Below are 26,535 nucleotides of genomic sequence, written 5' to 3' on the forward strand. Positions count from 1 at the left end.
CCTCCACGGGTGGCGGCGCCGGGCGGGTGCGGGTGGACCCGGGTCACTCCTCGCCGTCGGCGAACACGGCCAGGTGGGTGCGGCCGGTGCGGGGGTCGGTGTCGCAGAGGACGACGCGGCGGTGGGCGTGCTGCCAGTCCTGCCAGTGGCGCGCGAGTTCGAGCCAGACGCCGGTGCAGTAGCTGCCGGGTTCGGCGCGGTGGACGGCGGGGTGGTCGGGGATGTCGTCGGTGACGTGGGGGCCGAGGACGAGGAGGGTGCCGTCCGCGTCCGGACCGTCGAGTCGGGCGGCCAGGGCCGGGCCGGCGTGGTCGGCGGAGTGGGCGCCGGCGAACCGCGGGCCGGGGCCGGCGTCCGCGCGGAGGACCAGGAGCGCGGCGGAGTCGACCAGCGGCGTCAGGGGGTACGGCGTGGGCAGGGTGGTCTGTTCGAGGACGGCGACGGCGACCTCGGCGGCCCGGCCGGCCTCCTGGTAGGCGGCGGCGATGCGCAGGGCCGTGAAGGGCGCGGCGAGGCCCTGTTCGGTGAGGGCGAAGTTGGTGGCCCGGCCGCCGAGCCGGGCGGTGAGGTAGGGGGCGGTGGCGGTGAAGGGGGCGAGGTCGGGCAGGGCGTGGGCGACGATCGCGAGGTCGGGCCGGGCGGCCGCGACGGCCTCGTCGGCGGCCAGGAGGAGGTCGACGAGGTCCCGGTGGTGGAGGTGGGCGCCGCCGCGGTAGAGGTCCTGGTCGGGTTTCTGCCCGAACGGGGCGAGGAGGTCGGTGAAGTAGGCGAGCAGGGCGGGGTCGTCCTCGCCCGGGCCGGGGCCGGCCGGGGCGCGTACGGCGGTGGCTGCGCGCAGGGCGAGCGCGGTCATGAGGTCCCCTCTTCCCGCCGCAGCGCGGCCTCCACGTAGTCGGCGAACGAGCGCATGGTGCGCAGGTGGTCGATGTCGAGGTCGTCCGGGTCCACCGCGATCCCGGTGGCCTCCTCGACGGTCATCAGCAGCCCGAGGACGGACGAGGAGTCGAGCCGCAGGTCGTCGAAGAGCGCGGTGTCCTCGGTCAGCCCGGTGATCGGTCGCTCCAGGACCTCGCTCAGCGCCTTCTCGATGGTGATCAGCACGTCCTGACGGTTCACCGGCTGCCTCCCGGGGTGCGGTGGGTGATGACCATGGCGCCGAAGGTGGCGCCGAGGCCGACGGACACCAGGAGGTAGTGCGCGCCGTCGGTGAGCCGGCCGGTGTCGCGCAGGGTGGTGTAGTTGAGGAAGACGTCGGCGGCGAAGGTGTGGCTGTAGACGGGGACGTTGTCGAGGAAGACCTTGTCCTGGTCGATGCCGAGTTCCTTGACGGTCTGGCGCCAGGCGAGCTTGTTGACGTTGTGGGGGATGACGAGGTCGACGTCGTCGAAGGTCAACCCGGCTTCCGCCAGCGCCTGGTGGATGACCTCGGCGATCCTGGCGGCGTACTGCTCGCCGTACTCGGTGCTCTGCTCGGGGGTGAGCTCCAGCCAGCGGGCGTACTCGCCGAGGGTGCGGGTGGTGAAGGAGCGGACGATGTCGCCGTCGCCGTCCAGGGTGAGCAGGCAGGAGGCCGCGGCGTCGGCCATGATCGCCGTGTTGGGGACCAGTTGCACGATGGGGGAGTAGGCCTGCTCACCGGTGACCATGAGGGCGTGGGCGCCTTCGCGGCCTTCGGCGCGCAGCAGGTTGCCGAGGATCTCGATCGCGCCGAGGCTGCTGACGCAGGCCTGGTGGCTCAGTCCGAAGGCCTCGGCGCCGGTGAGTCCGAGGTCGTCGCGCACGACCTGGGCCATGTCGGTGTCGGCCGGGGCGACGGCCTGGGTGACGTGGGCGTAGGCGAGGTAGTCGACGTGTCCGTCGTCGGGCAGGGCGGCCAGCGCCGCGCGCGCCGCCGGCCGCAACAGGTCCAGCAGCGGCAGCTGCGGGTCGTACCGCAGCCGGTCGAGACCGTAGAACTTGCGGAACACCCCCAGATCACCACGGCGCAGACCGAGGTGCTCCCCGAGCTCCTCGATCCGCACGCTGCGCTCGGGCGCGTACGACTCGATCCGTTCCAGCGTGATCCGGCGCTCCGCCGTCCGCTCGCTCATCACGCGGCCGCGATCTCGGCGCGGACGAGCCACAGCCGGTTGGCGCCGCGGCGGTCGCGCGGCTGGACGTCGTAGGGCCAGCGGCCCTCGCCGGCGCCGGGCTGGCCGGGCTCGCTGACGTCGACGGCCTTCCAGCCGTTGGCGGTCAGGAACTCCTCGGGCTCGTCGGTCCCGAAGACCCACGGGGTGCCGTCGGCGGCCAGGGCGTCGAGGAAGGTCTTGGCGAACGGGCTGCGCAGCTGGGCCCGGCCGAGCATGTCGAACGCGAGGCGGCTGCCGGGGGCGGAGGCCGAGGCGAGCAGGGTGAGCAGGCCGGAGACCTGGTCCTCGGTGAGGAAGAAGGTCAGCCCCTCGGCGATCCACAGGGTGGGGCGGGTGCGGTCGAAGCCGGCGGCTTCGAGGGTGGGCAGCCAGTCCTGGGTGAGGTCGGCGGAGACCTCGCGGCGGTCGGTGCGGGGTTCGGCGCCGAGGGCGTCGAGGCGGCGGCGCTTCTCCGTGATGAGGGGGCCGTGGTCGACCTCGTAGAGCTCGGTGCCGTCGGGCCAGTCGAGGCGGAAGGCGCGGGTGTCCATGCCGGCGGCGATGAGGACGACCTGCCGGATGCCGCCCTCGGCGAGGATGTCGCGGATGGCGTCGTCCAGGTAGCGGGTCCTGATCGAGATGAACGGCAGGACACCGCCTCCGACATAACGCTCGATCAGTTCGAAGCCCTTGGGGGCGGCGAGGTCGCGGGCGAGGGGGTCGGTGAAGAGGGCGTCCTCGCGTTCGGACTCCTGGGCGCGGGCGGCGGCCATCCACTGGGCGGTGTAGGAAACGGCGTGCATGGGTGGTCCCTCCTCGGGCTCAGGCGAAGAACGCCTTCTGGATGGTGGCGAGGGACTGGAAGTCCTCGATGTCGATGGTGTCGAAGTCGATCTCGATGCCGGCCGCGTCCTCGATGGTGTAGACGAGCTCGACGAAGGCGAGCGAGTCGACCAGGCGGCTCTCGATGATGTTGACGTCGGGCGCGAGTTCGGTGCGGCCGGGGTGGCGGCCGAGGATCCAGTCGCGGACCTTGTCGATGCCGGTGGCGGTGCCGGTGCCGGTGGCGCTCATGGCGGTTCCCTTCGAAGGGCGCGGACGGTGGTGGGCCCGCTCAGGGAGCGGTGGTGGCCGCGACGGCGATGGCGAAGCCGCCGTCGTGGCTGATGCTGATGTCGATCGGGCCGAGCCCGGCGTCGGCGGCGAGTTCGGCGGCCGAGCCGGCCAGCCGGACCTCGGGGCGGCCGCCGGGGCCGCGCAGGATCTCGATGCCCTGCCAGGGCACGGGCCGGCCGACGGTGCCGAACAGCTTGAAGACGGCCTCCTTGGCGGCCAGCCGTCCGGCGATCCCGGACGGGTCGGGCGCGCCGTCCGGGGTCCGGGAGGCGGTCAGCTCGTCGGTGGAGAGGAACCGCCTGAGCACCGGCAGGAGTTCGTGGATCCGGGTGAGCGGCACGAGGTCGACGCCGATGCGGGGCCGGTTCACGACGGATCGGCGGCGCCGGCGGTGGCCCTGGCGGCGTCGCGGACGGGTCCGGGGGTGGCGAGGGCGGGTTGCCCGTCGTGGCCGGTGAGGCGGTCCGTGATTTCCTGGAGCCGGCCGTTCCGGTCGATCACATCGCTGACCATGGGCGATGTCTCCGTTCGCCTCGGTGTTCTTGGACGATTCGAGGCTAGGGATTGGTGCAGACCTTTCTCAACGCCCGGAACCGGCTGCCGAATTAGGTCAGCGGACAGCCGGGTGCGTCACCGGAACACCGGGCACCCGGGGCCGCTCCCCTGGGGACGCCCCCGGGGCCGCTCCCTGGGGCCGCTCCCTGGGGCCGCTCCCGTCCTACTGCGGCTTTCCCGCGGCGAGCTCGGCGCGCAGGGCGGCGTTCTCCTGCTCCAGCTGCGCGAGGCGCTCGTGGACCGGCGCCAGGGCGTCGGAGACCTCGCGCTGACTGAACCGGGGCGTGATGTGGTTGGGGCAGTTCCAGGCGAACGCCTCGACCCGGATGGTGACGACGTGTTCGACCGCGCCCTCGGTGCGCGGCTCGCTCAGGCGCTCGACGAGCCCGGGGTCGTCGCCGATCGGCACGGCGGCGGCGCGGCCGAACAGCTTGAGGCGTGCCCGGCGCGCGTGGTCGATGAAGAAGAGCGCGACCCGGTCGTCGCCCCGCAGGTTGCCGGTGGTGATGTACTGCCGGTTGCCCCGGACGCTGAGGTAGCCGAGCGTGTGCTCGTCCAGCACGTGCACGAACCCGGTCGGGCCGCCCCGGAACTGGATGTACGGCCAGCCGGTCTGGCCCACGCTGGCGAACAGGAAGCCGTCGAGGCTGCGGATGAACGAGGCCTCGGAGCCGGTGAGCGGCTCGGCCTCCTCGGCCGGGCGCCGCAGCCGGCGGTCGGCGGCGGTGGCGCTGCCCATCTCCTCCTGGACCTGGCGCACCGCCTCGGTGTACGCGAGCTGGTCGAACCGGCTCATGCGACGCTCCTCTGGTGGGTCGGCACGGGGAACGGCCTTGCGGTTCGACCACCGTACGGACCTCGCCTGGGCACACTCCTCCAGCCCGGCCAGACGAGCGGGAGCCCCCCCGGCGTCCGGCCGCCGCCGACCGCACCGCTGCCCACCTGCGCTTGCGCCGGGCACCGCCCACGGGACCGTCGCGACCGGCAGAACCGGTAACACTGCCGGAGCAGTTGTCCGGAGCGCACGGCGTACCGGCAGGAGCGGCGTCCGTCGGGCGGGGCGGCGGCGCGTGCCCGCGCCGCAACGCGGAAAGCCGCAGGCCGGGTGGCCTGCGGCTGCCGGGTGCCGGGGCGGTTCAGCGGGCGGCGGCCAGGGCCTCCAGGGTGGGGACCATGGCGGCGGGGGTGGGGAGGGCGTCGTTCTCGGCGCGGACGCGGGCGGCGGCGGCGCGGAGGTCGGTGTCGGTCAGGAGGCGGTTCAGGACGTCGGTGTCGACGGTCTCCGAGGTGGAGCGCAGGGCGATACCGGCGGCGACGAGCGCGTCGGCGACCATGAAGTTGTCGGCGCCCTGGGGGAGCAGGAGCTGCGGGACACCTGCCGAGAGGGTGGTGCCCGTGGTGCCCGCGCCGCCGTGCTGGATCACGCCGTCGCAGTGACGGACCAGGTCGGCGAGCGGCACCCAGGGCAGGGCGCGGACGTTGCCGGGCAGGGTGCCGAGCGGGGCGATGTCGGCGCCGTCGACGGCGAGCAGGAAGTCGGCGTCGACCGCGGAGGCCGCCTCGATCAGGCGGGAGACGGCGCTGACGCCGTCCATCTGGGTGACCACGGTGCCCAGGGTGATCAGGACCCGCGGACGCTCGGCCGGGGCCAGGAACTCGCCCGGGACGAGGCCGCCGCCGTTGTACGGCACGTAGCGCATCCGCAGGCCGTCCGGGTCGCCGCCGAGCGGGCCGATGCTGAGCGAGGTGGGCGTGGCGGGACCGGCCACGCCGTGCTTCTCGTAGAGGTCGGTGAAGTGGCCGGCGAGGCGCTCGACCATGTCGCGGCCGGTCGGGATGCCGTAGTTGTGCAGGACCGACGGGATCCCGAGCTTGGCCGCCACCAGCGGGGCCGCGGGCTGGAACGCGGCGTGCACGAGCAGGTCGGCGCCCCAGTCGGAGGCGACGTCGAGGAGGCCGTCGACGGTGGGACGGGCGACGTAGGCGAAGGCGCGGGCGGCCATGTCCAGGATCCCGTCCTGGTCGAGGCCGTGGCCGCTGTAGCTGAGCTGGCCGTCGTTGGCCTCGGAGAACAGGTCGCGCATGTCGCGGCCGTCGCCGATCTCGGCGAGCGGGAAGCCGGCGCTGCGGATCTGGTCCAGCGGCCGGGAGACGGCGAACAGGATGTCGTGCCCGGCGGCGCGCAGGGCCTGGGCGGTGGGCACCATCGGGAAGAGGTGGCCGGCCGCGGCCGGGCCGGTGAGGAGTATGCGCATCATCGTCTCCTTGCATGACGTGTCGCGCTCTCGTGCGGAGCGGCGACGGACAAGCCCATCTCCTCTCGCGAGCTGATGTCGAGTCAATTCGGATTTCGGTGCCGTGTGCGGGAATCGGACGTTCTGCCGTGGCTCTTGCCAGGCGGGCCGCGGTGTGCTCTCTCCGGCGCGGGGCGGGTCGGTCGCCGGTCGGGCCCGCTCGGTCCGGGTCGGTCGCCGGTCGGGCGCCGGTCGGGCGTGCCGGTTCCGCGGGGGCAGCCGGTCGGGATTCCCGCTCAGCCGTCGAGGAAGTCGCGGACGGTCCTGGTGTACGCCTCGGTCTCCTCGGCCAGGACGATGTGCCCGGTGTCGAACTCGGCGTACCCGCTGCCGGGGAGGGCGGCGTGCAGCCGGCGGGTGTTCTCCACCGGCACGGTGGCGTCCTGGGTGCAGCGGATGACCAGAGCCGGTGCCTGGACCCGGGGGAGCAGCGGGCCGAGGTCCAGCGCGAGGTCGAGGGCGATGTGCCGCAACGTGCCCGAAGTCGGCTGCATGTAGGCGGTGTTGGCCTCGACGGCAGCTCGGCCGATCCGGTTGAGGAAGCCCCGGCTGAAGGCGGTGAGGGTGGCGTGGCGGCCGAAGGCGACGGGGTCGGCGGCGAGCGACAGCCAGGTGGCGAAGGACAGGCGCAGGTACTCGTCCTGCTCGCTGCCGATCCACCCGGCGGTGGCGACCAGCCGGCGGACCTGATCCGGGCGCAGTGCGGCGGCCGCGGTGGCGACGACGGCGCCGAGCGAGAAGCCGCCGACGTCGGCGGTGCCGGAACCGATCGCGTACGCGCGCCGTCGAAGGAGAGACGGAATCCCTGCCCGGGTTGAACACCGGGAGGAGTACGGAGAACCCAGTGCTGCCAGGTCGTGCCGACCTGAACCTCGGATGCCCGGTGGGCCGCCCCTGCTTCGGGCCGGAGGAGCCGGCCGCCTGGCCGCTGGGGGAGGCGACGGTCGATCAACTCGTCGCCGCCGCGAGATGCGAGACGCTGCTCCAGGACACGCTCGACGCGATCCGGCCGATGCCCGTCTGGCAGAGCGCGCCGCCCCGGTCCGGCGTCCGGCTGCCGCCGCCCCGGTCCGGCGACGGTCCGCACTGGTACGTCACGCGCGGACGGGACGTCCTCACCATCGTGTCGGAGGCGCGGCGCGCGGTGCTGGCCGGCGTGGTCGAGGGCCACTGGCGGCGGCGCGGCTGGACGATCACCGCGCTCGGTGTCGGCCGGGAGCTGCCGCGGGTGGCCGCGACGACCCGGGACGGCTATCAACTGGTGCTGGAGTTCGGCGACTTGGGTGAGGCAGGGCTGATCGCGAGCTCACCGGGGGCGGACCGTCCGGAGCACCCGTCGCGCACGCAGGCCGCGGGTGGGTGCGGCCGCGCGCCGCTGCCGTACGTCTGCTGTTCCCACTGGAGCGCGATGGCGTGACGCGGGGTCCCGCGTCGGGCGGGGCCTCGGTGGGCAGATCGGTGCGCAGATCAGTGGGCAGAGGAGGCGCGGAGCGAGCCCCCCCGGACACGCTCCGCGCCACCCTCGTCGCGCGGCTTCGGCACTGCCGCTCCCCCCGACCCCCCGGCCGCTCGCCGGCCCCCCTGGCGGTGCCCTCCGGCGAGGGCGGTCCGCACGGACCCCGGCGAGCCCCTTCCCCCAGGGACGTCGTTGGACCCAAGCTAACAAACCGCGTGGTTGGTTTGTCAATAGCGGGATCCACGAAACATCCACAATCGTGACAGGGTCGTGGACGCCGCGCCACCAGGTATTTGTGGGCGCATCAGGGCGCGCGACGGTCCGTCGGGGGCGCGTGCGGGGTGCGGGGGAGAGCGTGCGCCGGTCTGGAATCCGACATTCCGAGCACTTCGACAGTACGGAGCGGCACCGGACGAGCGCTCAGCGCAGCAGCCTGCGCTCCTTGGCGACGGCCACCGCGCCGGACCGGGTGTCGACGCCGAGCTTGTCGTAGATGCGGCCCAGGTGGGTCTTCACGGTGGCCTCGCTGATGAACAGCGCGCGGGCGATCTCCCGGTTGCCGAGCCCCTGCGCCAGTTGCTCCAGGATGTCCTGCTCGCGCTCGGTCAGCTGCGGCGCGGGCGCCCGCATCTGCGCCATCACCCGGGTCGCCACCGGCGGCGACAGCACCGTCCTCCCCCGCGCGGCGGCGTGGACGGCGGCGAACAGCTCCTCCGGCCGTTCGGCCTTCAGCAGGTAGCCGGTGGCCCCGGCGGCGATCGCGCGGCTGATGTCGGCGTCCGTGTCGTACGTGGTCAGCACCAGCACGTGCGGACCGCCGGGCGCGGCGGTGATCCGGCGGGTGGCCTCCACGCCGTCGATGCCGTCCCCGAGCTGGAGGTCCATCAGCACGACCTGCGGCGCCAGCCGGTCGGCCAGCGCGACCGCCTCCTCCCCGGTGCTCGCCTCGCCGACCACCTCGAAGTCGCCCGCGCTCGCGAGCAGCGCGAGCAGGCCGGCCCGGACCACCGCGTGGTCGTCGCAGACCAGCAGCCGGACGGGAGTCGTGGTCATGGCTGCTGCTCCAGGGGGATCGAGGCGGAGACGACGGTGCCCTCGCCGGGGGCGCTCTCGACCGTCAGCGTGCCACCGAGCTGCCGCAGCCGCGCGCGCATCGCCGGCAGCCCGTACCCGCGGCCGGCCCCGCCCGCCGGTCCTTCGCCGGCGCCGTCGGGGCCCCGGCCGCGGTCGAGGCCCCGGCCGTCGTCGGCGACGTCCAGCACGGCCTGGTCGCCGAGGAAGGACAGCGTGATCGCCGCCGTCGAAGCCCCGGCGTGCTCCCGGACGTTGGCCAGCGCGCCCTGGGCGATCCGCAGCAGCGCGGACTGGGCGGCGGCCGGCAGCGGGACGGGCGCGCCGTCCAGGTGGAAGCGGACCGGCAGGCCGCTCTCGGCGGACTCGCGCGCGGCCAGCGCGCGCAGCGCCTCGTCCAGCGGGCGGCCGTCGGCGAGTTCGGCGGGTGCGAGGTCGTGGACGAAGCGGCGGGCCTCGGCGAGGTTCCGGGCGGCGACGTCGGCGGCGGTGCGCACGTGGGCGCGGGCGGTCGCCGGGTCGGCGTCCCAGGTGCGGTCGGCGGCCTGGAGCAGCATCTGCTGGCTGGACAGGCCCTGGGCGAGGGTGTCGTGGATCTCCATCGCCAGCCGCTCGCGCTCCGCCAGCGTGCCCTCCCGCCGTTCGGTGGCGGCGAGTTCGCGTCGGGTGCGGACCAGGTCGGCGATCAACGCGTGCTGCCGGGCGGCCTGCCGCGCCATGAAGAGGAAGACGCCGGTGGCGAGCGCCGCCACGGCGGGCGGCAACAGGACGAGCGTCGCGTCGGCGCCGCCGGGCAGCCGGATCTCGGCGATCACGACCAGCAGGGTGAGCGCCGCCACCAGCGGGATCGCCGCCCGCGCGGCGAGCGTGCGCAGGGCGGTGTAGACCAACGGGACGGCGCACCACGCGAAGCTCGGCGCGAGCAGCACCAGCACCACCCAGAGGGCGACCACCGTCGCGAACGGCCAGAGCCGGCGCCGGCCCGGTGCGGGCGGGCGGCGGTGCGCGAGCCAGGAGCCGGCCGGCTGGGCGGCGGCCAGGGCGGCGCTCAGGCCGACGACCCACGGGATCCGCGGGCTGCCGGCGTGGTGGGTGAGGTAGCGGCTGAGCGAGGCGACGAGCAGCAGGAGGAAGGCGGAGTCGAGCAGCAGCGCGAGCCGGCCCGCGTCCGGGTCGCCGGCGGTGCTCCCGAGCGCGTCCGCACCCGCGAGCGCGTCGGCGCCCTCGGCGCCCTCGGCGACGACGGCGTCGTCTGCGGCGCGGGGGTGCGGCACGGGAGGCTCCTGGTCGGTGGTCACGGGGGGCGCGCTGACCTGCGCCGATCCCTCGATGGTGACCCGTCCGGCCCGGTCCCGCATCAGCCGATCGGTTGACCCCGGTGTCCGCCGACCCGCCCGCGCGGCCGCGCCGGACCGCCGATGTGGCCGGCCCCGCTCCGGCCGGAGGATCGAAGCACGGCCGCCGGACGGGTCCCCCCGCCGCCCGGCGGCCCCCACCCGAACCCGCGGCTCCCCCCGAACCCGCGGATCCCCGACAGCCCGATCCCGTAGTCCCCGAGGAGCTGGACCCCGATGAAGAAGATCTCCGTGCGCACCCGAGTCCTGACCGGTACCCTCGCCGCCGCCGCGCTCGCCGCCACCGTCGGCGCCGTCTCGGCCAGCGCCGACACGAGCGAGACCCCGGCCGCCGCGCCGGCCGCGGTGAAGGTCGACACCCAGAACAGGAACCTGGCCCAGAGCACGGGTCTGACCGTCGACGCCGCCACCCGCGCCGCGCAGGCCGCCCTGGACGCGGCGGCCAAGGCCGGCCAGCACGTCTCGGTCGCGGTCGTCGACCGGGACGGCGTCACCCGGGTCCTGCTCAAGGGCGACGCGGCCGGCCCGCAGTCGCCGGAGTCGGCCGTGCGCAAGGCCTACACCGCGGTCTCCTGGAATGCGCCGACCTCGGAGCTGGCCAAGCGGCTGGCGCAGGCCCCGAACCTCAAGGACATCCCGGGCACGCTGTTCCTGGCCGGCGGCGCCCCGGTGCAGGCCAAGGGCGCCCCGGTCGCGGCGATCGGCGTCGCGGGCGCGCCCAGCGGCGACCTGGACGAGCAGTTCGCCCAGGCGGGGGTCGCCGCGCTCGCGAAGTGACGCGGCCCTGGGCACCGCGGACGGGGAAGCACCCCTGACGCACCGCCCGCCCGCCCCGCACACCCGGGCGGGCGGGTTTCCGTTTCCCCTCGTTCGGGTGAAGATCGGGAGGGTCCTTGCAGTACAGGGCGCGGACCGGTCAAAAGCCGGTGCCACTGTCGGTGGGGCGTGGCAGGCTTCCCGGTATGACGGCGTGGACCCTCAACGACATCGAACGTGCGATCCGCTCCTCCTGGGGTGTCGACACCTGTGCGCCCGAGGACCTGGCCCACTGGCGTCCCGACAATCCCGCCCGCGGCCAGTGCGGCGTCACCGCGATGGTGCTGCACGACCTGATCGGCGGCGAGCTGATGATGGGCGAGGTGTACGCCGGCGGGGTCCGGACGGACCTCCACTGGTGGAACCGCTTCGCCCCCGGCGTCGAGATCGACCTCACCCGCGAGCAGTTCGGGCCGGACGAACTGGTCGGCCCCGGCCGCCCGGTCTCCCGCCCGGCCCGGCACGGCCGGCTCCAGGCCCAGTACGAGCTGCTGCGCCACCGGGTGCTCACCCAGCTGGAGCGCGGCCGGGCGGTGCGGCTGCCGGAGCGCGCCTGCGCCTGAGCTCGGCTGACGTACAGTCGGCCGGGGTGCGGCGGCGCGGGCGCGCGGCCGGGGCGACGGCGATTGGGAGTGCGCGATGACCGGGACGACGGTCGGCTTCGTGGGGCTGGGTGCGATGGGCCGGGGCATGGCGGGCAGCCTGCTGCGGGCCGGCCACGCCGTCCGGGTCTGGAACCGTTCCCCCGAGCCGGTGGCCGCCATGGTCGCCGAGGGCGCGGAGGCGGCGGAGACGCTCGCCGAGGTGTTCGCGGCCGACACGGTGGTCTCCATGCTCGCCAACGACCAGGCGGTCGAGCGGCTGCTGCTCGACCCCGCCCTGCTGTCGGGCGCGCGGGCGACCCTGCACGTCAACATGGCGACGGTCTCGCTCACCCTCGCCGAGCGGGCCGAGGCCGCGCACGCCGGGCACGGCATCGGCTACGTCGCCGCGCCCGTCCTCGGCCGGCCCCCGGTCGCCGCCGCAGGACAGCTGAACATCCTCGCCGCGGGCGATCCCGCGCTGCTGGCGCGCGCCGAGCCGCTGTTCGCCGCGATGGGGCAGCGGACCTGGCACTTCGGGGACCGTCCGGGCCAGGCCAACACCACCAAGATCAGTGTCAACTTCCTGCTGGCCTGCGCGATCGAGTCGATGGCCGAGGCGTGCGCCCTGGCCGAGGCCCACGGCGTCCGGCCGACCGACCTCGTCGAACTCATCACCAACACCCTCTTCCCCGGGCCGGTCTACGGCGGGTACGGCGCGATGGTGGCCGAGCGGCGCTACGAGCCGGCCGGGTTCCGGCTGCCGCTGGGCCTCAAGGACGTCGGCCTCGCGCTCGACGCCGGGGCCGCCGCGACCGTGCCCCTCCCGTTCGGCAGCGTCCTGCGGGACGCCTTCCTCGACGCGCTCGCGCACGGGGACGGCGACAAGGACTGGGCCGCCGTCGCGGCCGTCGCCCGCCGCCGCGCCGGCCTGCCCGACCGAGGTCCCGTCGCCACCTGCGCCGCCGGCCGATAACCACGTGCCGGGCCGTGCCGCGCCCGCCTACGATCCGCGCGTGACGTCCACCCGCAGCGCCGACGACCGCTCCGCAGCCCCCTGGCTGGTCCGCACCGAACGGCTGGAACTGCGCGCCGTCGGCCCGGCCGACCTCGCGCCGCTGCACGCCATCAACCACGACCCCCGCACCTGGCGGCACGCCCCCGAGGGCCGGCACCTCGACGAGGGCACCACCCGCGCCTGGATCGGACGGGCCGTCGACGTCTGGGAGTCCGACGGCATGGGCTACTGGACGGCCCGTCCGGGCGCCGACGGCCCGGTGGTCGGCGTCGGCGGCGCCTCGCTCCAGACCTCCACCGGCTTCTGGAACCTCTACTACCGCCTCGACCCGGCGTACTGGGGCCGCGGCTACGCCACCGAGCTGACCCGCGCCGCCGTCGACGCCGCCCACCGGCACGCGCCGGACCGGCCGGTGGTGGCCTGGGTGCACGACCACAACGCCTCCTCCCGCGCGGTCGTCGAGCGGATCGGCCTCGCCGACCTCGGCCCGCGGTGGCACCCCGTCCTGCGCGAACCGGTCCGGCTGTGGGCCGACCGGCCCGTCCCGCCGGCGGAACCGGAGCGGACGCCCCCGGAATAACCGGCCCGGCCCGCGCGCTGGCGCCTGCGAACGCACCACTTCCGCACCACTTCGACGGACCGCGCCGACCGGGCGGTACCGAGGCAACGGGGGGCCACCGATGGACGACCAGCACGCGGGCGCCGAGCCGCCGCGCAGATTCCTCTTCCTCGTCGCCAGTTCGCGCGCCGACGGGAACTCCGAACAGCTCGCCCGCCTGGCCGCCGGGGCGAGCCTGCCGCCCGGCGCCGAACAGCGCTGGCTGCGCCTGGACGACCACCCGCTCCCGCCGTTCGAGGACTTCCGGCACGCCGGGGACGGCTCCTTCCCCGAGCCGCACGGACACGAACGGACGCTGCTGGACGCCACGTTGGAGGCCACCGACCTGGTCTTCGTCGCGCCGCTGTACTGGTACTCGCTGCCCACCAGCGCGAAGCTCTACCTCGACCACTGGTCGTCCTGGCTCCGGCTGCCCGACAAGGTGTTCCGCACGAGCCTGGCGGGCGGCACCATCTGGTCGGTCACCGCCCTGGCCACCGAGGACGACAAGGCCGACCCGCTGATCGGCGCGCTGCGGCTGACCGCCGACTACATGGGCATGCGCTGGGGCGGCGCGCTGCTCGGCAACGGCACCCGGCCGGGGGACGTGCTGCGCGACGAGCGGGCGCTGGTCGCCGCGAAGTCCTTCTTCTCGCAGTGAGCTCCGCACCCGGTCGGGCCTGAGCGCCCGACCGATGGATTCACGCCACGGAGGGCCGTGCGGTACCGTCCTCCAGGCGTGTACCCGTCACGCCGGGTGTGCTTTTGGTAAAAGACAAAAGCCTTGTCCGGTGACGGAGTTGGACGATTCGGGCAAGCTCCGTGTGTCGTACGGGACGGAGCGTGACACCTGCCTTCCGAAGTGGCTGGATCGTTCGGTAGTCTCCGTCGGACTTTCAAGCTTCGCGGGGGGATCGCGGCGCGCTCCGCCGCGCCCCACCGCGCCTCCGGGCGTGCCCGGACTCTCCCGTGAGGTCTCCCTTGTCGATACGTCGCACTCTTGCCCTCGCCGGCGCCGCCGCGCTCGCGTCCTCGATGGTGCTGGCCGGCGCCCAGGGCGCCATGGCCGTCGGTGCCACCGACGCCCCGTCCGCCGCCGCGTCGGCCGAGAAGACGGCGGCGCAGCTCCTCGGTCTCTCGCTCCAGGGCGTGCCGGACACCTTCATCGCCGGCGGCGACGCCCGCGAGTTCAGCTACAAGATCGACAACTCGTCCAAGCACGACGACGTCTTCTACCCGTTCCTGAAGTTCAAGAACAAGGCCGGCTCGCTCAAGGCCAAGGACTTCAAGGTCGAGTACCAGCTGCCCGGCGAGGGCTGGCAGACCGGCGCGGTCGCGCCCGGCGGCGGCGACGGCGACGACTCCGCCGCCCTGATCCTGCTCGGCCAGGTCGACGGCGACGGGAACCCCTCCGACGACGCCCTGCTGGTCCTGAACCACGGCAAGAACCTGACGATCAAGGTCCGGGTCTCCTTCACCGGGGACGCCCCGCTCGGCAAGGCCGGCGTCGTCCCGGTGGTGTTCGCCGCCGCGCTCGACGACGACAGCCACCTGCCGACCGACAACGGCGGGTTCAGCTGCGAGGGCATCCGCGGCGCCGGCTTCACCATCAAGAAGGCGGCCCCGACCCCCACCGGCAAGCCGACCCCGACGACCACCACGTCGCCGACGGGCACCCACACGCCGACCCACACGCCCACCCCGACCGGCTCGCCCACGACCAGCCACACGCCGACGGCCACCGCCACGCCGAGCACCACGGCCACCGCGACGCCGACCGGCACGCCCACCACGCAGCCGACCACCCCGGCTCCGACCACCCCGGCTCCGACCACCGGTTCGCCGTCCGCGTCGCCGTCCGCCTCCGCCTCGACCGCCGCCCCGGCCCCGTCCGGCAGCAGCACCGGCGCCCCGGAGCCGATCGACTTCCCGGTGAGCGTCCCGAAGATCACCCCGCCGAAGATCGTCCCGGCCGCCGTCACCAAGGCCAAGGCCGCCGCCGACAACGCGGACAAGGCCCTCGCCACCACCGGTGGCGGTGACGACACCACCGCCATCGCCGGCGCCGGCGGCGCCGTCCTGGTGGCCGGCATCGGCACCCTCGTGGTGCTGCGCCGCCGCAAGTCGGCTCAGCAGGGCTGACCGCGCAGCCGCTCCCGGCGCCGGATCCCGGCGCCGGGCGGCGGCTGACCTCGGGGGATCACCGCCTGAGTGCCACCGCGCCGCCCGTCCGTCCGCCCGACGGACACCCGGGCGGCGCGGAAGGTACTCCTCCGTCACATAGGATGTCCGGCCGGAGGGGGGCGGAACCGGCGGGGAGAGGGACAGGTGCGGGGAGCACGCACGGCACGGACCACTACCGACTACGAGTCCGGCACGGGACGCATCGCGGGCCTGCTGGTACGCAGACACCACGTCCTGCTGGTCGCCTGGACGGTGCTCTGGTTCTTTCTGGTCGAGCCCAAGGGCGGCTTCTCCTGGCACTACCTGCGCCAGGGCGAGCAACTGCTCTTCAGCGGTCAGCCCGACGGCGGGCTGTCGCTCTACGCCCACCACCCCGAGCTGCAGATCGGCCCGGTCAGCCTGGCCGCGGCCCGGCTCACGGCGCCGTTCTCGCCGTACACGGGCCAGGTGATCGCCGAGGCGGTGAGCTCCGCGCTCGGCCTGGTGATGCTGGTCCTGGTGGGCCGCACCGCCGCCCTGTACTACCTGGGCACCGGCACCAACCACCGCCGGCTCCAGCAGCGCGTGCTGATCGCCGGGCTGGCGTTCATCCCGATGTGGGTCGAGGTGTCGGTCCGCTTCGCACACCTCGACGACGTGCTGGCGCTGTTCTTCACCGCCCTCGCCGCGCACGCGCTCGCCCGCGGCAAGCCCGTCCAGGTCGCGATCTTCCTGGCGCTCGCGGTGGACTCCAAGCCCTGGGCGATCGCCTTCGCCCCGCTGGTCCTCGCCCTGCCCAGGCCCGCCTGGCTGCGCACCGCGCTGTGGTTCTGCGCGCTGGTCGCGGTCGCCTGGCTGCCGTTCTACCTCGGCAACCTGGACACCATGGCGGCCGCCAAGTTCACCATCCCCAACCAGCCGGCCTCCTCGCTGCGCTGGTTCGGCGTGACCGACCCGACCACCCCCTGGTGGGACCGCCCGACCCAGTTCGCGCTCGGCCTCGGGCTCGGCGGCATCGCGGTCTGGCGCGGCCGCTGGCCGGCCGTCGTGCTGCTCGGCGCGAACGCCCGCGTCCTGCTCGACCCCAGCGTGTACACGTACTACACGGCCTCGATCCTGCTCGGCACCCTGCTGTGGGACGCGGTCGGGCAGAAGCGCCTGGTGCCCTGGTGGAGCTGGATCGCGCTGGCCTCGCTGTACGGCGGCACGCTGCTCCTGCCGTCCGATCCGGCGCGCGGGTTCGTCCGGCTCGCCTTCGTCGTGGTCTCGACGGCGTACGTGCTGCTCTGGCCGACCCAGCAGACGCGCCGCCCGCGGCCGTCGGCGGACGACCAGGGCCAGGGCCACGGCCACGGCTCCGGACGCGGCCGGCTCGGCCGTCGGCGCGAGCGCGTCCTGGTCGGCGCCGGGCACTGACGTCCCCGCCGGGCACCCGCGCGGAACCCGACGGCCCTTCCGGCTTGACCCTCACGCGACGTGAGAGACGAGTGTCGAGTCAGCACGAAGGGAGGAACACCCCGCATGAACAGCGACGGCTACTCGGTCGGCGCCGTGGCGAGGATCGCCAAGGTGACCGTCCGCACCCTGCACCACTACGACGAGATCGGACTGCTGTCCCCCGCGGGCCGCACCCGGGCCGGCTACCGCCGGTACGTGGACGCCGACCTCGACCGGCTGCAGCAGATCCTGTTCTACCGCGAACTCGGGTTCCCCCTGGAAGAGATCGCGGCGATCCTGGACGACGACTCGGTCAGCCCGAGCGAGCACCTCCGGCGGCAGCACAGCCTGCTGACCGACCGGATCAAGCGCCTCCAGGAACTCGCCGCGGCCGTCGAACACGCCATGGAGGCACGGAGAATGGGCGTTCAGCTGACCCCCGAGGAGAAGTTCGAGATCTTCGGCGAGGACTACAAGGAGGAGTGGGAGCAGGAGGCCGAGCAGCGCTGGGGCGACACCGAGGCCTGGGCCGAGTCGCAGCGCCGCACCGGCGCCTACGGCAAGGCCGACTGGGAGCGCATCCAGGCCGAGATGACCGCCCTCAACGGCCGCCTGGCCGCGGCGGTGGCGGCCGGCGAGCCCGCCGACGGCACCCTCGCCATGGACCTCGCCGAGGAGCACCGGCAGCACATCTGCCAGAACTTCTACGACTGCACCTTCACCATCCACCGCGGCCTGGCCGGCCTGTACGTCGGGGACCCGCGGTGGACCGACACCTACGAGAAGATCGCGCCCGGCCTCGCGCAGTGGCTGCACGACGCGATCCTGGCCAACGCGGCCCGGCACGAGGGCTGAGCCGGGAGGCCGAGCCGAGGACTGAGCCGGGGGCTCACGCCACCCCGCGGCCGAACCCCCGCCGGTAGGCCGTCGGCGAGGTGCGCATCACCCGGCCGAAGTGGTGGCGGAACGTCGCCGCGCTCTCGAAGCCGACCGCGGCGGCGATCTCCTCGACCGTCCCCTCCGGGGACTCCAGGAGCGGCAGGCTGGCCGCGATGCGCTGGGTGACGACCCAGCGCATCGGGCTGGTCCCGTTGCGGGCGGTGAAGTGCCGCAGGTACGAGCGGTCGGACATCCGGGCGGCCCCGGCCAGCGCCGAGACGGTCAGCGGCGACGCCAGGTGGTCCATCGCGTACTGCATGCTGCGCGCGATCCCGTCGTCCTCCTCGTCGACCGGCAGGATCGCCGCCTCGATGAACTGGGCCTGCCCGCCGTCCCGGTGCGGGGGCACGACGAACCGGCGGGCCACGGTGTTGGCCACCTTCGCGCCGTGGTCCCGGCGCACCAGGTGCAGGCACAGGTCGATCCCGGCGGCGCTGCCCGCGCTCGTCAGGACGTCCCCGTTGTCGACGTACAGCACGTCCGGGTCGACCTCCACCGACGGGTACCGCTGCTGGAGCAGCTCGGCGTAGCGCCAGTGCGTGGTCGCCTTGCGGCCGTCGAGCAGGCCGGCGGCGGCCAGGGCGAAGGCGCCCGAGCAGATCGAGACGATCCGGGCGCCGCGCTCGTGCGCCGTGCGCAGCGCCGCGACCAGGCCCGGCGACACCACCCCGCCGAAGGCGTTCGGCACCCCGGGGACGATCACGGTGTCCGCGGCCGCCAGCTCGTCGAGCCCGTGCCGGGCGACCATCGCGAACCCGCCCACCGCGTCGAGCGCCGTCCCGGGCCGGTCCGCACACACCTTCAGGCCGTACCAGGGCGCCGCCAGCAGGCCGCTCAGCTCCGGCCGGGCGAGCCCGAACACCTCGACCGCCACGCCGAGTTCGAACGGCGCCATGCCGTCGAACGCGTACACCGCGACGTCGTGCACCGGCTCCGGCCGACGCCCGATGGCGACCGCGACCGGCCCGGGCGCGGTCCTCCCGGCGGCCCGCGACGTGCTGCCCTGCGGCGGGTTGTCGTGCTGGGTCATGCGAACCCCCTGCTCAAGGGTGGTGGAACGTCGGTGAGTTTAGTCCGTCGGGCCGCGCCGGGATTTTTCGGAACTCACCTGCAACCTCCACCGCCCCCGCACGTCCATTGGTACGGGGGCGGAGAACACCAGGCCGGTGGCGGCTGGGAGGATCTTGCCGATCTCGATCAAGATCAGGTGAGCAGACGGTTCCGGTACGCCCGGAAACCGTCCCGGGGGAAAGCGGAAGACGCAGATGTCCATGGCCATCGGGCCGATCATCGCGCCGGCATGGAAGCGTGGTTTCTCCGTCCGCGGAGTGGCCGCCCTGCTGTTCGGTGCCCAGGAGGCCGGCGAGCCCGTCGCCGTCCCCACCACCGAGCACCAGGCGGTGCAGCGGCGCTCCGGTTTCCGGCTGCTGCGCGGGGGACGCGGCCGCACCGAGGACCGGCCGACCCTGACCGACCTCTACCACGCCCACCGGCTCGGGCTGGTCCGGATGGCCGTCCTGCTGGTCGACCACCAGGACCTCGCCGAGGACGTGGTCCAGGAGGCCTTCACCCAGCTCTACCAGCGCCACGGCGAGGAACTGGACGACCTCGACAACGCGCTCGGCTACCTGCGCACGGCGGTCGTCAACGGCGCCCGCTCGATGCTGCGCCGCCGCAAGACGGCCCGTGAGTACGTGCCGCCGCACGAGACCGACGCCCCGTCGGCCGAGGAGCACGCGGTGCTCAACGACGAGCACCGGCGCGTGCTGGTCGCCCTGCAGGAACTGACCCCCCGCCAGCGCGAGGTGCTGGTGCTGCGCTACTGGTCGGACATGTCGGAGGCGCAGATAGCCGACACCCTGGGCCTGTCCCGGGGCGCCGTGAAGTCCACCGCCAGCCGGGCCCTGGACGCTCTCGAAAAGCACCTGGAGAAGGTTCGATGACCGACAAGTTCCCCCGCCGGATCGGCGGCGACGGCGACGGCGCGGCCGAGACCCCGACGGAACGGCTGCTACGCGAGGCGATGACCGCCCGCACGTCCCTGATCACCGCGCACGACCTGCGCCCCGCGGCCCCGCCCAATCGCCGGATCCGCAGACTACGGCCGGTCTACGCCGTCACCGTCCCGCTGCTCGGCCTGGCCGCCGCGATGGCGGTCGGCGTGGTCACGCTGCACGGGAACCCCGTGGCCGACCACGACCACGCGCCGCCGGCCGCCACGGTGTCGGCCTCCCCCAGCCCGACCCCCGCGGCGACGCCCACCGAGACCCCCAGCCCCACGGCCACCCCGTCCGAGACGGCCACCCCGACCGACACCGGGACCCCGGACGCCCCGGAGACCGCCGCGGCCCTCGCCGACGACACCCCGTCGTCGTCCCCCACTCCGACGAACAAGGCCACCGGCGCCACCACCGGCCCGGCGACGCCGTACACGTTCCGCGGTGTGAAGCTGAAGGTCCCGGCGGGCTGGCGGATCGCTTCCGACGACCCGGCCAGCTACCACCTCTGCCTGCTGAGCCCGGGGGCTCCGCAGGACGCCACCAGCCGGGATTGCCAGCCCTACGGAGTGGACGTGACGGTCTTCGACACGGACTCGATGAGCTGGCCGTCGACCTCCGACCTCGACCGCGCCGGCGGCTGGGCCCACCAGCCGTTCTGCCCGGTCTGGGGCAACCCGCACGTGCCCGCCGCGGGCGAGCAGGTCACCAGCCACGCCCCGACCAGGACAACGCCCACGGTGTCCGGCCGTCCGGCCCGGAAGTCGCAGTGGCAGGACTCGTGCGGCACCTCGTCCTTCACCGCCCAGCTGTGGGCCCTGCCCAAGGACCAGGTGTTCGTCTCCGCGATCGGGCTCAAGGACGACTACCAGCAGGGGCTGATGACGATCGTCAACAGCCTGGACGTCAGCGGCCACGTCGCGCCCTACTCGGAGAGCGTCGGCGTTTCGGTGAGCGGCCTCAAGCCCGGCCAGCAGGTGCCGAACGACGGGACTCCCGTCGAGTTCTCGGTCACCTACAAGAACACCGGCAGCGCCAAGGTCTCCGGTGCGAAGGCCGTGGTCTTCTACGACTCCTACGCCGCACCTGTCGGGCAGCCGTTGCAGGGCACGCTGGAACGCCAGGAAGGGGCGGACTGGAAGCCGATGGACGTGCGGATGCTCGACTCCTACTCCTCGCTCCAGACGGGGCTGCCCGTGGACCTGGATCCCGGGCAGAGCACCACGGTCAACTACCGCCTGAAGCTGGCCGCCCAGGACACCCCCGGCTCCTTCTCGCTGACCGCGCGACTCGCCACGCCCGTGGCTGAGAGCTACACCGTCTCCGGCGGCACCACCCTCCAGTTGCAGGTGATCGCCAAGTAGCGCGCGCGAGGGCCCGGCCTCCCCGAACGACAGGGGGAGGCCGGGCCCTCGTGCGTGCGGGTCAGGCGAGCGATGCCATCCAGGCCTCGACGTCCTCGGCGCGGCGGGGGAGGCCGGCGGAGAGGTTCTCGTTGCCGTCGGCGGTGACGAGGATGTCGTCCTCGATGCGGACGCCGATGCCGCGGTACTCCTCGGGGACGGTCAGGTCGTCCTGCTGGAAGTACAGGCCGGGCTCGACGGTGAGGACCATGCCGGGCACCAGCAGGGCGTCGACGTGCTCCTCGCGGCGTGAGTGGGCGCAGTCGTGGACGTCCAGGCCGAGCATGTGGCCGGTGCCGTGCAGGGTCCAGCGGCGCTGGAGGCCCAGCTCCAGGACCTTCTCGACGTCGTACACGGAGCCGTCGAGCAGGCCCCACGCGAGCAGGCGCTCGGCGAGGACGCGCTGCGAGGCGGCGTGGAAGTCGCGGAAGCGGGCGCCGGGCCGCACCGCGGCGATGCCGGCCTCCTGGGCGTCGTGGACGGCCTCGTAGATCTTGCGCTGGAGGTCGTTGAAACGGCCGCCGATGGGCAGCGTGCGGGTGACGTCGGCGGTGTAGAGGGTGTGCGTCTCCACGCCGGCGTCGAGCAGCAGCAGCTCGCCGGGGCGGACGTCGCCGTCGTTGCGGACCCAGTGCAGGGTGGTGGCGTGCGGGCCGGCGGCGGCGATGGTGCCGTAGCCGACGTCGTTGCCCTCGACGCGGGCGCGGCGCCAGAAGGTGCCCTCGATCCAGCGCTCGGAGGTGGCGACGGCCTGGCCGAGCTCGCGGACGACGTCGGTGAAGCCCTTGACGGTGGCGTCGCAGGCGGCGCGCAGCTCGCCGATCTCCCAGGCGTCCTTGACCAGCCGCAGGCCGCTCAGGAACTCCTTCAGCTCGGCGTCCTTGTCGGCGTCGAGGAACTCGCCCAGGGCGCCCTCCAGGCCCTCGTCGTAGCCGCGGACGAGCCGGGTGGGGGCGGCGGAGTCCTTGGCGCGCGCGGCGAGCTCGTCGGCGGCCTTGCGGACGTCGCGGGCGGGCAGGCCGAGCAGCTGCTCCTGCTCGGTGAGGCTGTGCCGGCGGCCGACCCACAGCTCGCCGTAGCCGTCGAGCCAGAACTCGCCGTTGCCGCGGTCGGAGCGGGGCAGCAGGTAGAGGCCGAACTCGTGGCCGGCGTCGCCGGTCGGCTCGGCGACGAGGACGGCGTCCTCGGTCTGGTCGCCGGTGAGGTGGACGTACTCGCTGGCGGCGCGGAAGTTGTAGTCGGTGTCGTTGGCGCGGACCTTCAGGTTGCCGGCCGGGATCACCAGCCGCTCGCCGGGGTACGCGGCCGAGAGCCGGGCGCGCCGCTCGGCGGCGTACGGGGCCTGGGCGACGGGCGTCAGGCCGTGCAGCTCGGTGTCGGCCCAGCCGGACTTCATCGAGGCGGCCAGCTCGTCCGAGACCTCGGAGTACAGGCCGTTCTTGCGGCCCTTGAACTGCTTCGGCTCCTCGCCGCCGGTGGCCTCGGGGTTCTCGGCCACCGCCGGGGTGCGGTCCTCGGTCACGTACAACGCCTCCTTGGGGGTGGTGCGGCCCGCCCGTGGGGGATGTCGGATCGCGACACACGTGGGCGGCCGTGCGTCCCATGGTACGGACGCCCGGTCGCCCACTCGTTCGGGGCTGGAAGGTCTACTCGAAGCGGGCGCCCAGCAGCATCAGGTCGTCGGTGGCGGCGTCGGCCCCCTCGCGGCCGGGGCAGGCGGCGAGCAGGTGGGCGCAGAGCCGGTCGGGGTCGATCCGCACGTCGCGCGGGGCGTCGGCGGCGGCCCGGCGCAGGTTGGCCTGCCCGGCGTGCAGGGTGGGGCCGCAGCGGCGGGCCAGGCCCTCGGTGTACAGCAGCAGGGTGTCCCCGCGCTCGGCGGTGAGCTCGACGCCGGGGGCCTCCCAGCAGGCGAGCATGCCGAGCGGCGCGGAGAGCGAGGTCTCGACGAACTCGGCGCCGTGCCGGTTGACCAGGATCGGCGGGCAGTGCCCGGCGCCGGCCAGGGTGATCCGGCGCTCGTCGGGTTCGATCCAGGCGTAGACGGCGGTGGCGGTGCGGGTGGGCTCGGTGGTCTTCAGGAGCAGTTCGAGGTCGCCGAGGACGGAGACCGGGTCCTCGCCCTCCAGCACCGCGTACGCCCGCAGCGCGGCCCGTACGCGGCCCATCGCGGCGGCGGCGCCGGGCGCGGAGCCGGGGCCCGCGCCGGGGCCGTCGCCGGAGACGGAGCCGACGGTGAGGCCGACGGTGCCGTCGGGCAGCGGGATGGCGTCGTACCAGTCGCTGCCGTTGGAGCGGTCGAGGCCGGCGGGGACGAGCCGGGCGGCCAGCCGCAGCCCGGCGGGCTGGGGGAGCCGGTCGGGCAGCAGGCCGCGGAGCAGCGCCTCGGTGGTGCGGCTGACCTTGTCGGCCGCCAGCTGCCCGGCGATCAGCGGGGCGGCGAACCGGCAGTAGCGGTGGGCGAGTTCGCGCTGGCGTTCGGTGGGTTCGGCGGGCCGGTCGTAGAACCAGACGGCGGCGGCCAGCGGGCCGTCCTCCTCGGTGGCGAGCGGCAGTCCGTAGCAGCCGCCGAGGCCGAGGTGGGCGGCGAGTTCGCGCAGCCGGGCGCCGGTGGCCGGGTCCTCGGCGAGGTCGGGGGAGTGCAGCCGCTCGGGCCGGTCCCGGTCGCGCAGCAGGCGGGCGAGCAGGCTCTGCTCGAAGGGGACGGTCTCCAGGGCGCCGAGGCTGGCGCGGTCGAGGCCGAGGCCGAGCGGCTGGCCGGGGCCGCCGCCGGGCTGCCGGGTGACCAGGACGCCGCGGCCGGCGCCGAGCAGGTCGGCGCCGGAGGCCAGGACGGCGGCCAGGGTGGCGTCGAGGCCGCGGGCGCGGGCGAGCCGTTCGGTGTGCTCGTACAGGCTGGTGAAATCGGACAGGCGTCCGGCCAAACGGTCCTGCACCCCGGTGGACGGTGCCGTGAGGGCCTCCGCCGCACCGTCCTGGGCCTCGGCGGGACCGGGCAGGCCCGGCTGGTCGACGAGCGGATCGAGGACGGAGAGCCCGCCGGTGAAGCCCGGCTCGGCCGGCGCTGCGGGTGAACTGGGCGTCGACGACGGGTGGGTCTCGGTCATGCCGGCACTCCTGACGCGGTGCTACGTGTCATGCGGAACCCCCAGGGACGGCCGATGTGGGGGCGAGCGCGGCCGAAGGGCGCGTTTCGCCTCGAATCGCTACTACTCGTCATTGATCGACAGCAATGGCACCACTTCTACACAGGCCATTTGGGGCATGTCCAGATCCGGGACGAGCCGGTGGCCGGTTCCCCCTCCACTGCGACCCGGACGGAGGGCGCGTCCGGTTCGTACGCGCGCCGTTCCGGCCGGGAGGAATGGAGCGGCCCGGGAGCGGGCAGAACCGTGGGGACGGACCCGGCGGCCGTCCGGATCGTATGCTTTCGCCGCCCGGATGCCGCGCTGGCCGGATGTCACTCACTCGTACGGTGGAACCAAGCGCGCCCGGGCGGCGTCCATCCGGGCGCATACGCGATTCTCGTTCCGAGGGCTGTTCCCGTGCGCGGCCCCTCTCATGTCGTGCTCCACGCCGTGCTCCACGTCCGCGCCGCGCCGTCCGCCGTACCGCCCGCCCGCCGCGTGCCCCCGGTCCGCGCCGCCGCGGCCCGTGCGGCGAGTCCGGCGGACGCGGCCCCGGGACGGACGGCGGCCCCGGAGCGAACCGAGCGGTCAGGGAAAGGAACGAGCGCCATGCGTGAGGATCCGAGGGGCCGGTCCGCGGCCCGGTCCGCCCGGCTGACCGCGGCCCTGGAGTCGGCCGTCGACCACCGCTGGCCGGTGGTGCCGGGCGCGGTGCTGTCCGGCGGGCGCTGTTCGTGCGGCGACCCGGACTGCCCGGTGCCGGGCGCGCACCCGCACGACCCGCCGCTGCTGGCGGCCACCACGGACGCCCGGATGGTGCGCTGGTGGTGGGAGCGGCAGAGCCCGGACGCGCCGGTGCTGGCGGCGACCGGTCGGGCGGTGTCGGCGGTGAGCCTGCCGGCCCTGGCCGGGGCCCGCGCGCTCGCGTACCTGGGGGCGCTGCGGCTGCCACTGGGGCCGGTGCTGGCGATGCCGGGCCGCTACGCGCTGCTGGTGGCGCCGTACTCGCTGGACTCGCTCGGCGAGATGCTCGCCCAACTCCCTTGGGTGCCGGGCTCGTTGCACTACCACGGGCCGGGCGGCTTCCTGCCGCTGCCGCCCGGTGCGGGAGCGGGCCCGGTGCGCTGGGTGCTGGCGCCGCGGCGGGCGGCCGACGGCGGGGTGTGGCTGCCGCAGGTCGGGCCGCTGCTGGGCGAGTTGGTGGAGGCGACGGTCCGGCTGGACAGCGGGCGCTCGGCCTACTGAGCGACCGTCCGGTGGCGGCCCGTCGGCCGGTCATCGGCCGGGTCCGGCGCCGTCCGCCCGGAAAAACAAAAGATCCGGCCGCTGGCGACGGGGGATGCACCAGCGACCGGACTCTTTAGACAGTAACAAGGATCTGCGTCCGCGCCAATTTCCAAGACGCCCTCCACGCCCGGAAATTGCGGTTCAGGGCGACAATGTGACGCGTATCACCTCGTTCCTGCGCGCTTTAGTTCAGGGTGACCTGACGGTTCACCAGGTTCGCGCGGGCGCGTCGCTCGTCGGCCGTGAGCGGCGCCGGGTCCGCGAGGACGGCGGCGAGCCGCTCGGCGAACCCGGCGGCGGGCTTCTCGCAGTCGGCCGCCGTCATGGCGAGCGGCAGGTCCCACACGGGGACGGTCAGGCCGTGCGCGCGGAACGAGCCGACCAGGCGGGTGTCGGTGCCGAGCGAGGCCTCGCCGGCCGCGTTCAGCCGGGCCAGCGCGTCCAGGAGCTGCTCCTCGGGGACGGTCATCACCCAGCGCAGGTGGTTCTTGTCCGGGGTGCCGCACCAGTACGCGGCGTCGACACTGGTGAGCTTCTCGGTCGGGATGGCGGAGGCGTTGGCGCGCTCCAGCGAGGCGGCGACCTCGCCGGTGGCGGTCTCGGCGTCCTCCAGCCAGAACTCGAAGCCGGTGTGCACGGCGGGCGTGAAGTCCGCCGTGACGTCCAGCAGGTCCTGCAGGCGGCGCCCGCCCGGGACGGTCCGGCGGGCCGGCACGGGGCTGCCCGGCTCGGCGGCCAGGGCCAGCTCCAGCGCGTCCGCGAGGTCGCGGCTCAGGTCGCCCGAGGAGGACTGGGTCTGCAGGCCGAGCAGGATCGAGCCGTCCTGGCGGCGCAGGGCCGGCCAGGCGAGCGGCAGGACGGTGGCCAGGGTGACCGACGGCACCTCGCCGACGGCGGTCCCGGCGACTCCGGCGGCCAGCGTCAGCGGCACGGTGGCGGCGGGCACCAGCTCGCGCAGCGCGACCCAGTCGGCCTCGCCCGGCAGGCCCTCGAACGGGCGGTGCACCAGCTCCTGCACCGCGTGCGAGGCCTCCCGGCCGTGGCAGGCCTTGTACCGGCGGCCCGAGCCGCACGGGCAGTCGTCGCGGGCCCCGACCACGGGGATCTCACCCGTGACGGCGGTGGTGGACTGGCGCTGCGGCGCCTTCTTGGCGGCCTTCTTGCCCATGGTGCGGCTCTCCCGGGGACGGTGGTCCTTTGCTCCGGGAAGCCT

Annotated in this window: 28 protein-coding genes; 12 read left to right on the forward strand and 16 right to left on the reverse strand. The window is 74.4% G+C overall.

Annotated features, from left to right (window positions below; translation table 11 throughout):
- Window positions 1–43: 43 nt before the first annotated feature.
- The 10 genes from ACFVSN_RS16155 to ACFVSN_RS16200 form a co-directional block, all read right to left on the reverse strand.
- Complete coding sequence (locus ACFVSN_RS16155) at window positions 44–853, reverse strand: hypothetical protein (protein ID WP_380442739.1); 810 nt, start codon at window positions 851–853, stop codon at window positions 44–46.
- Window positions 850–1,116 (reverse strand): acyl carrier protein, encoded by a 267-nt coding sequence (locus ACFVSN_RS16160; protein ID WP_359970354.1) that lies wholly within the window; start codon window positions 1,114–1,116, stop codon window positions 850–852. The genes ACFVSN_RS16155 and ACFVSN_RS16160 overlap by 4 nt, the downstream gene beginning before the upstream one ends.
- Window positions 1,113–2,090: a 3-oxoacyl-[acyl-carrier-protein] synthase III C-terminal domain-containing protein gene (locus tag ACFVSN_RS16165; RefSeq protein ID WP_380442742.1), complete on the reverse strand. Its 978-nt coding sequence runs from the start codon at window positions 2,088–2,090 to the stop codon at window positions 1,113–1,115. The genes ACFVSN_RS16160 and ACFVSN_RS16165 overlap by 4 nt, the downstream gene beginning before the upstream one ends.
- Window positions 2,090–2,914 (reverse strand): class I SAM-dependent methyltransferase, encoded by an 825-nt coding sequence (locus ACFVSN_RS16170; protein WP_380503982.1) that lies wholly within the window; start codon window positions 2,912–2,914, stop codon window positions 2,090–2,092. Before ACFVSN_RS16170 ends, ACFVSN_RS16165 begins: the two co-directional genes overlap by 1 nt.
- Before the next feature lie 19 nt (window positions 2,915–2,933).
- Window positions 2,934–3,185: an acyl carrier protein gene (locus ACFVSN_RS16175; protein WP_380442747.1), complete on the reverse strand. Its 252-nt coding sequence runs from the start codon at window positions 3,183–3,185 to the stop codon at window positions 2,934–2,936.
- 40 nt (window positions 3,186–3,225) lie between these two features.
- A complete protein-coding gene (locus ACFVSN_RS16180; protein WP_380442749.1) occupies window positions 3,226–3,597 on the reverse strand; it encodes a holo-ACP synthase in 372 nt (123 codons plus the stop codon).
- Complete coding sequence (locus tag ACFVSN_RS16185) at window positions 3,594–3,740, reverse strand: hypothetical protein (RefSeq protein WP_380442751.1); 147 nt, start codon at window positions 3,738–3,740, stop codon at window positions 3,594–3,596. Before ACFVSN_RS16185 ends, ACFVSN_RS16180 begins: the two co-directional genes overlap by 4 nt.
- A 205-nt stretch (window positions 3,741–3,945) precedes the next feature.
- Window positions 3,946–4,578, reverse strand: a complete 633-nt coding sequence (locus tag ACFVSN_RS16190; RefSeq protein WP_380442753.1) for a pyridoxamine 5'-phosphate oxidase family protein — start codon at window positions 4,576–4,578, stop codon at window positions 3,946–3,948.
- A gap of 340 nt (window positions 4,579–4,918) precedes the next feature.
- Entirely contained in the window at window positions 4,919–6,040 is a 1,122-nt protein-coding gene (locus tag ACFVSN_RS16195) for a nucleotide disphospho-sugar-binding domain-containing protein (protein WP_380442755.1), read from the reverse strand.
- Window positions 6,041–6,312: 272 nt separating this feature from the next.
- Entirely contained in the window at window positions 6,313–6,954 is a 642-nt protein-coding gene (locus tag ACFVSN_RS16200) for an alpha/beta fold hydrolase (protein ID WP_387955604.1), read from the reverse strand.
- On the opposite strand from ACFVSN_RS16200, the gene ACFVSN_RS16205 reads away from it, so the two are divergent.
- Window positions 6,921–7,493 (forward strand): hypothetical protein, encoded by a 573-nt coding sequence (locus tag ACFVSN_RS16205; protein ID WP_380442757.1) that lies wholly within the window; start codon window positions 6,921–6,923, stop codon window positions 7,491–7,493. The genes ACFVSN_RS16200 and ACFVSN_RS16205 overlap by 34 nt on opposite strands.
- A 459-nt stretch (window positions 7,494–7,952) precedes the next feature.
- On the opposite strand, the gene ACFVSN_RS16210 is transcribed toward ACFVSN_RS16205, so the two are convergent.
- The gene (locus ACFVSN_RS16210) at window positions 7,953–8,585 is read right to left on the reverse strand and encodes a response regulator (RefSeq protein ID WP_380442759.1); all 633 of its coding nucleotides are present in this window, start codon (window positions 8,583–8,585) and stop codon (window positions 7,953–7,955) included.
- Entirely contained in the window at window positions 8,582–9,961 is a 1,380-nt protein-coding gene (locus tag ACFVSN_RS16215; RefSeq protein WP_380442761.1) for a sensor histidine kinase, read from the reverse strand. Before ACFVSN_RS16215 ends, ACFVSN_RS16210 begins: the two co-directional genes overlap by 4 nt.
- A gap of 213 nt (window positions 9,962–10,174) precedes the next feature.
- Here ACFVSN_RS16215 and ACFVSN_RS16220 point away from each other — a divergent pair, with 213 nt between their 5' ends.
- The 8 genes from ACFVSN_RS16220 to ACFVSN_RS16255 all read left to right on the forward strand — a co-directional run bounded on the left by ACFVSN_RS16220 (window position 10,175) and on the right by ACFVSN_RS16255 (window position 17,426).
- Window positions 10,175–10,735, forward strand: coding sequence for a heme-binding protein (locus ACFVSN_RS16220; RefSeq protein WP_380442763.1), 561 nt, complete (start codon window positions 10,175–10,177; stop codon window positions 10,733–10,735).
- Window positions 10,736–10,920: 185 nt separating this feature from the next.
- Entirely contained in the window at window positions 10,921–11,337 is a 417-nt protein-coding gene (locus tag ACFVSN_RS16225) for a hypothetical protein (protein ID WP_329927198.1), read from the forward strand.
- 76 nt (window positions 11,338–11,413) lie between these two features.
- Window positions 11,414–12,331 carry an NAD(P)-dependent oxidoreductase gene (locus ACFVSN_RS16230; RefSeq protein ID WP_380442765.1) on the forward strand — a complete coding sequence of 306 codons (918 nt, stop codon included), beginning with the start codon at window positions 11,414–11,416 and terminating at the stop codon, window positions 12,329–12,331.
- 40 nt (window positions 12,332–12,371) lie between these two features.
- Complete coding sequence (locus ACFVSN_RS16235; protein ID WP_380442767.1) at window positions 12,372–12,953, forward strand: GNAT family N-acetyltransferase; 582 nt, start codon at window positions 12,372–12,374, stop codon at window positions 12,951–12,953.
- Window positions 12,954–13,053: 100 nt separating this feature from the next.
- Window positions 13,054–13,632, forward strand: a complete 579-nt coding sequence (locus tag ACFVSN_RS16240; RefSeq protein WP_380442769.1) for a flavodoxin family protein — start codon at window positions 13,054–13,056, stop codon at window positions 13,630–13,632.
- A gap of 320 nt (window positions 13,633–13,952) precedes the next feature.
- The gene (locus tag ACFVSN_RS16245) at window positions 13,953–15,113 is read left to right on the forward strand and encodes an LPXTG cell wall anchor domain-containing protein (RefSeq protein WP_387955516.1); all 1,161 of its coding nucleotides are present in this window, start codon (window positions 13,953–13,955) and stop codon (window positions 15,111–15,113) included.
- 186 nt (window positions 15,114–15,299) lie between these two features.
- Window positions 15,300–16,550: a hypothetical protein gene (locus ACFVSN_RS16250; protein ID WP_380497676.1), complete on the forward strand. Its 1,251-nt coding sequence runs from the start codon at window positions 15,300–15,302 to the stop codon at window positions 16,548–16,550.
- Between the two features lie 105 nt (window positions 16,551–16,655).
- Window positions 16,656–17,426: a MerR family transcriptional regulator gene (locus ACFVSN_RS16255; RefSeq protein WP_380503996.1), complete on the forward strand. Its 771-nt coding sequence runs from the start codon at window positions 16,656–16,658 to the stop codon at window positions 17,424–17,426.
- Between the two features lie 34 nt (window positions 17,427–17,460).
- Here ACFVSN_RS16255 and ACFVSN_RS16260 read toward each other — a convergent pair whose 3' ends face one another.
- A complete protein-coding gene (locus ACFVSN_RS16260; RefSeq protein ID WP_380442776.1) occupies window positions 17,461–18,540 on the reverse strand; it encodes a helix-turn-helix domain-containing protein in 1,080 nt (359 codons plus the stop codon).
- A 235-nt stretch (window positions 18,541–18,775) separates the two neighbouring features.
- Here ACFVSN_RS16260 and ACFVSN_RS16265 point away from each other — a divergent pair, with 235 nt between their 5' ends.
- Window positions 18,776–19,453: an RNA polymerase sigma factor gene (locus tag ACFVSN_RS16265; protein WP_380442778.1), complete on the forward strand. Its 678-nt coding sequence runs from the start codon at window positions 18,776–18,778 to the stop codon at window positions 19,451–19,453.
- The gene (locus ACFVSN_RS16270; RefSeq protein ID WP_387600684.1) at window positions 19,450–20,871 is read left to right on the forward strand and encodes a hypothetical protein; all 1,422 of its coding nucleotides are present in this window, start codon (window positions 19,450–19,452) and stop codon (window positions 20,869–20,871) included. The genes ACFVSN_RS16265 and ACFVSN_RS16270 overlap by 4 nt, the downstream gene beginning before the upstream one ends.
- Window positions 20,872–20,932: 61 nt before the next feature.
- Here ACFVSN_RS16270 and ACFVSN_RS16275 read toward each other — a convergent pair whose 3' ends face one another.
- Together ACFVSN_RS16275 and ACFVSN_RS16280 are read right to left on the reverse strand one after the other, a co-directional pair.
- A complete protein-coding gene (locus tag ACFVSN_RS16275; RefSeq protein WP_387600687.1) occupies window positions 20,933–22,432 on the reverse strand; it encodes an aminopeptidase P family protein in 1,500 nt (499 codons plus the stop codon).
- Window positions 22,433–22,556: 124 nt separating this feature from the next.
- Window positions 22,557–24,014 (reverse strand): PP2C family protein-serine/threonine phosphatase, encoded by a 1,458-nt coding sequence (locus tag ACFVSN_RS16280; protein WP_387600690.1) that lies wholly within the window; start codon window positions 24,012–24,014, stop codon window positions 22,557–22,559.
- Between the two features lie 630 nt (window positions 24,015–24,644).
- Between ACFVSN_RS16280 and ACFVSN_RS16285 the strand changes: the two genes are divergently transcribed.
- A complete protein-coding gene (locus ACFVSN_RS16285; RefSeq protein WP_380442786.1) occupies window positions 24,645–25,280 on the forward strand; it encodes a bifunctional DNA primase/polymerase in 636 nt (211 codons plus the stop codon).
- Between the two features lie 226 nt (window positions 25,281–25,506).
- On the opposite strand, the gene ACFVSN_RS16290 is transcribed toward ACFVSN_RS16285, so the two are convergent.
- Window positions 25,507–26,490, reverse strand: a complete 984-nt coding sequence (locus tag ACFVSN_RS16290) for a DUF5926 family protein (protein ID WP_380442788.1) — start codon at window positions 26,488–26,490, stop codon at window positions 25,507–25,509.
- Between the last annotated feature and the right edge of the window lie 45 nt (window positions 26,491–26,535).

This window comes from Kitasatospora sp. NPDC057904 (assembly GCF_042887925.1).
GTDB lineage: Bacteria > Actinomycetota > Actinomycetes > Streptomycetales > Streptomycetaceae > Kitasatospora.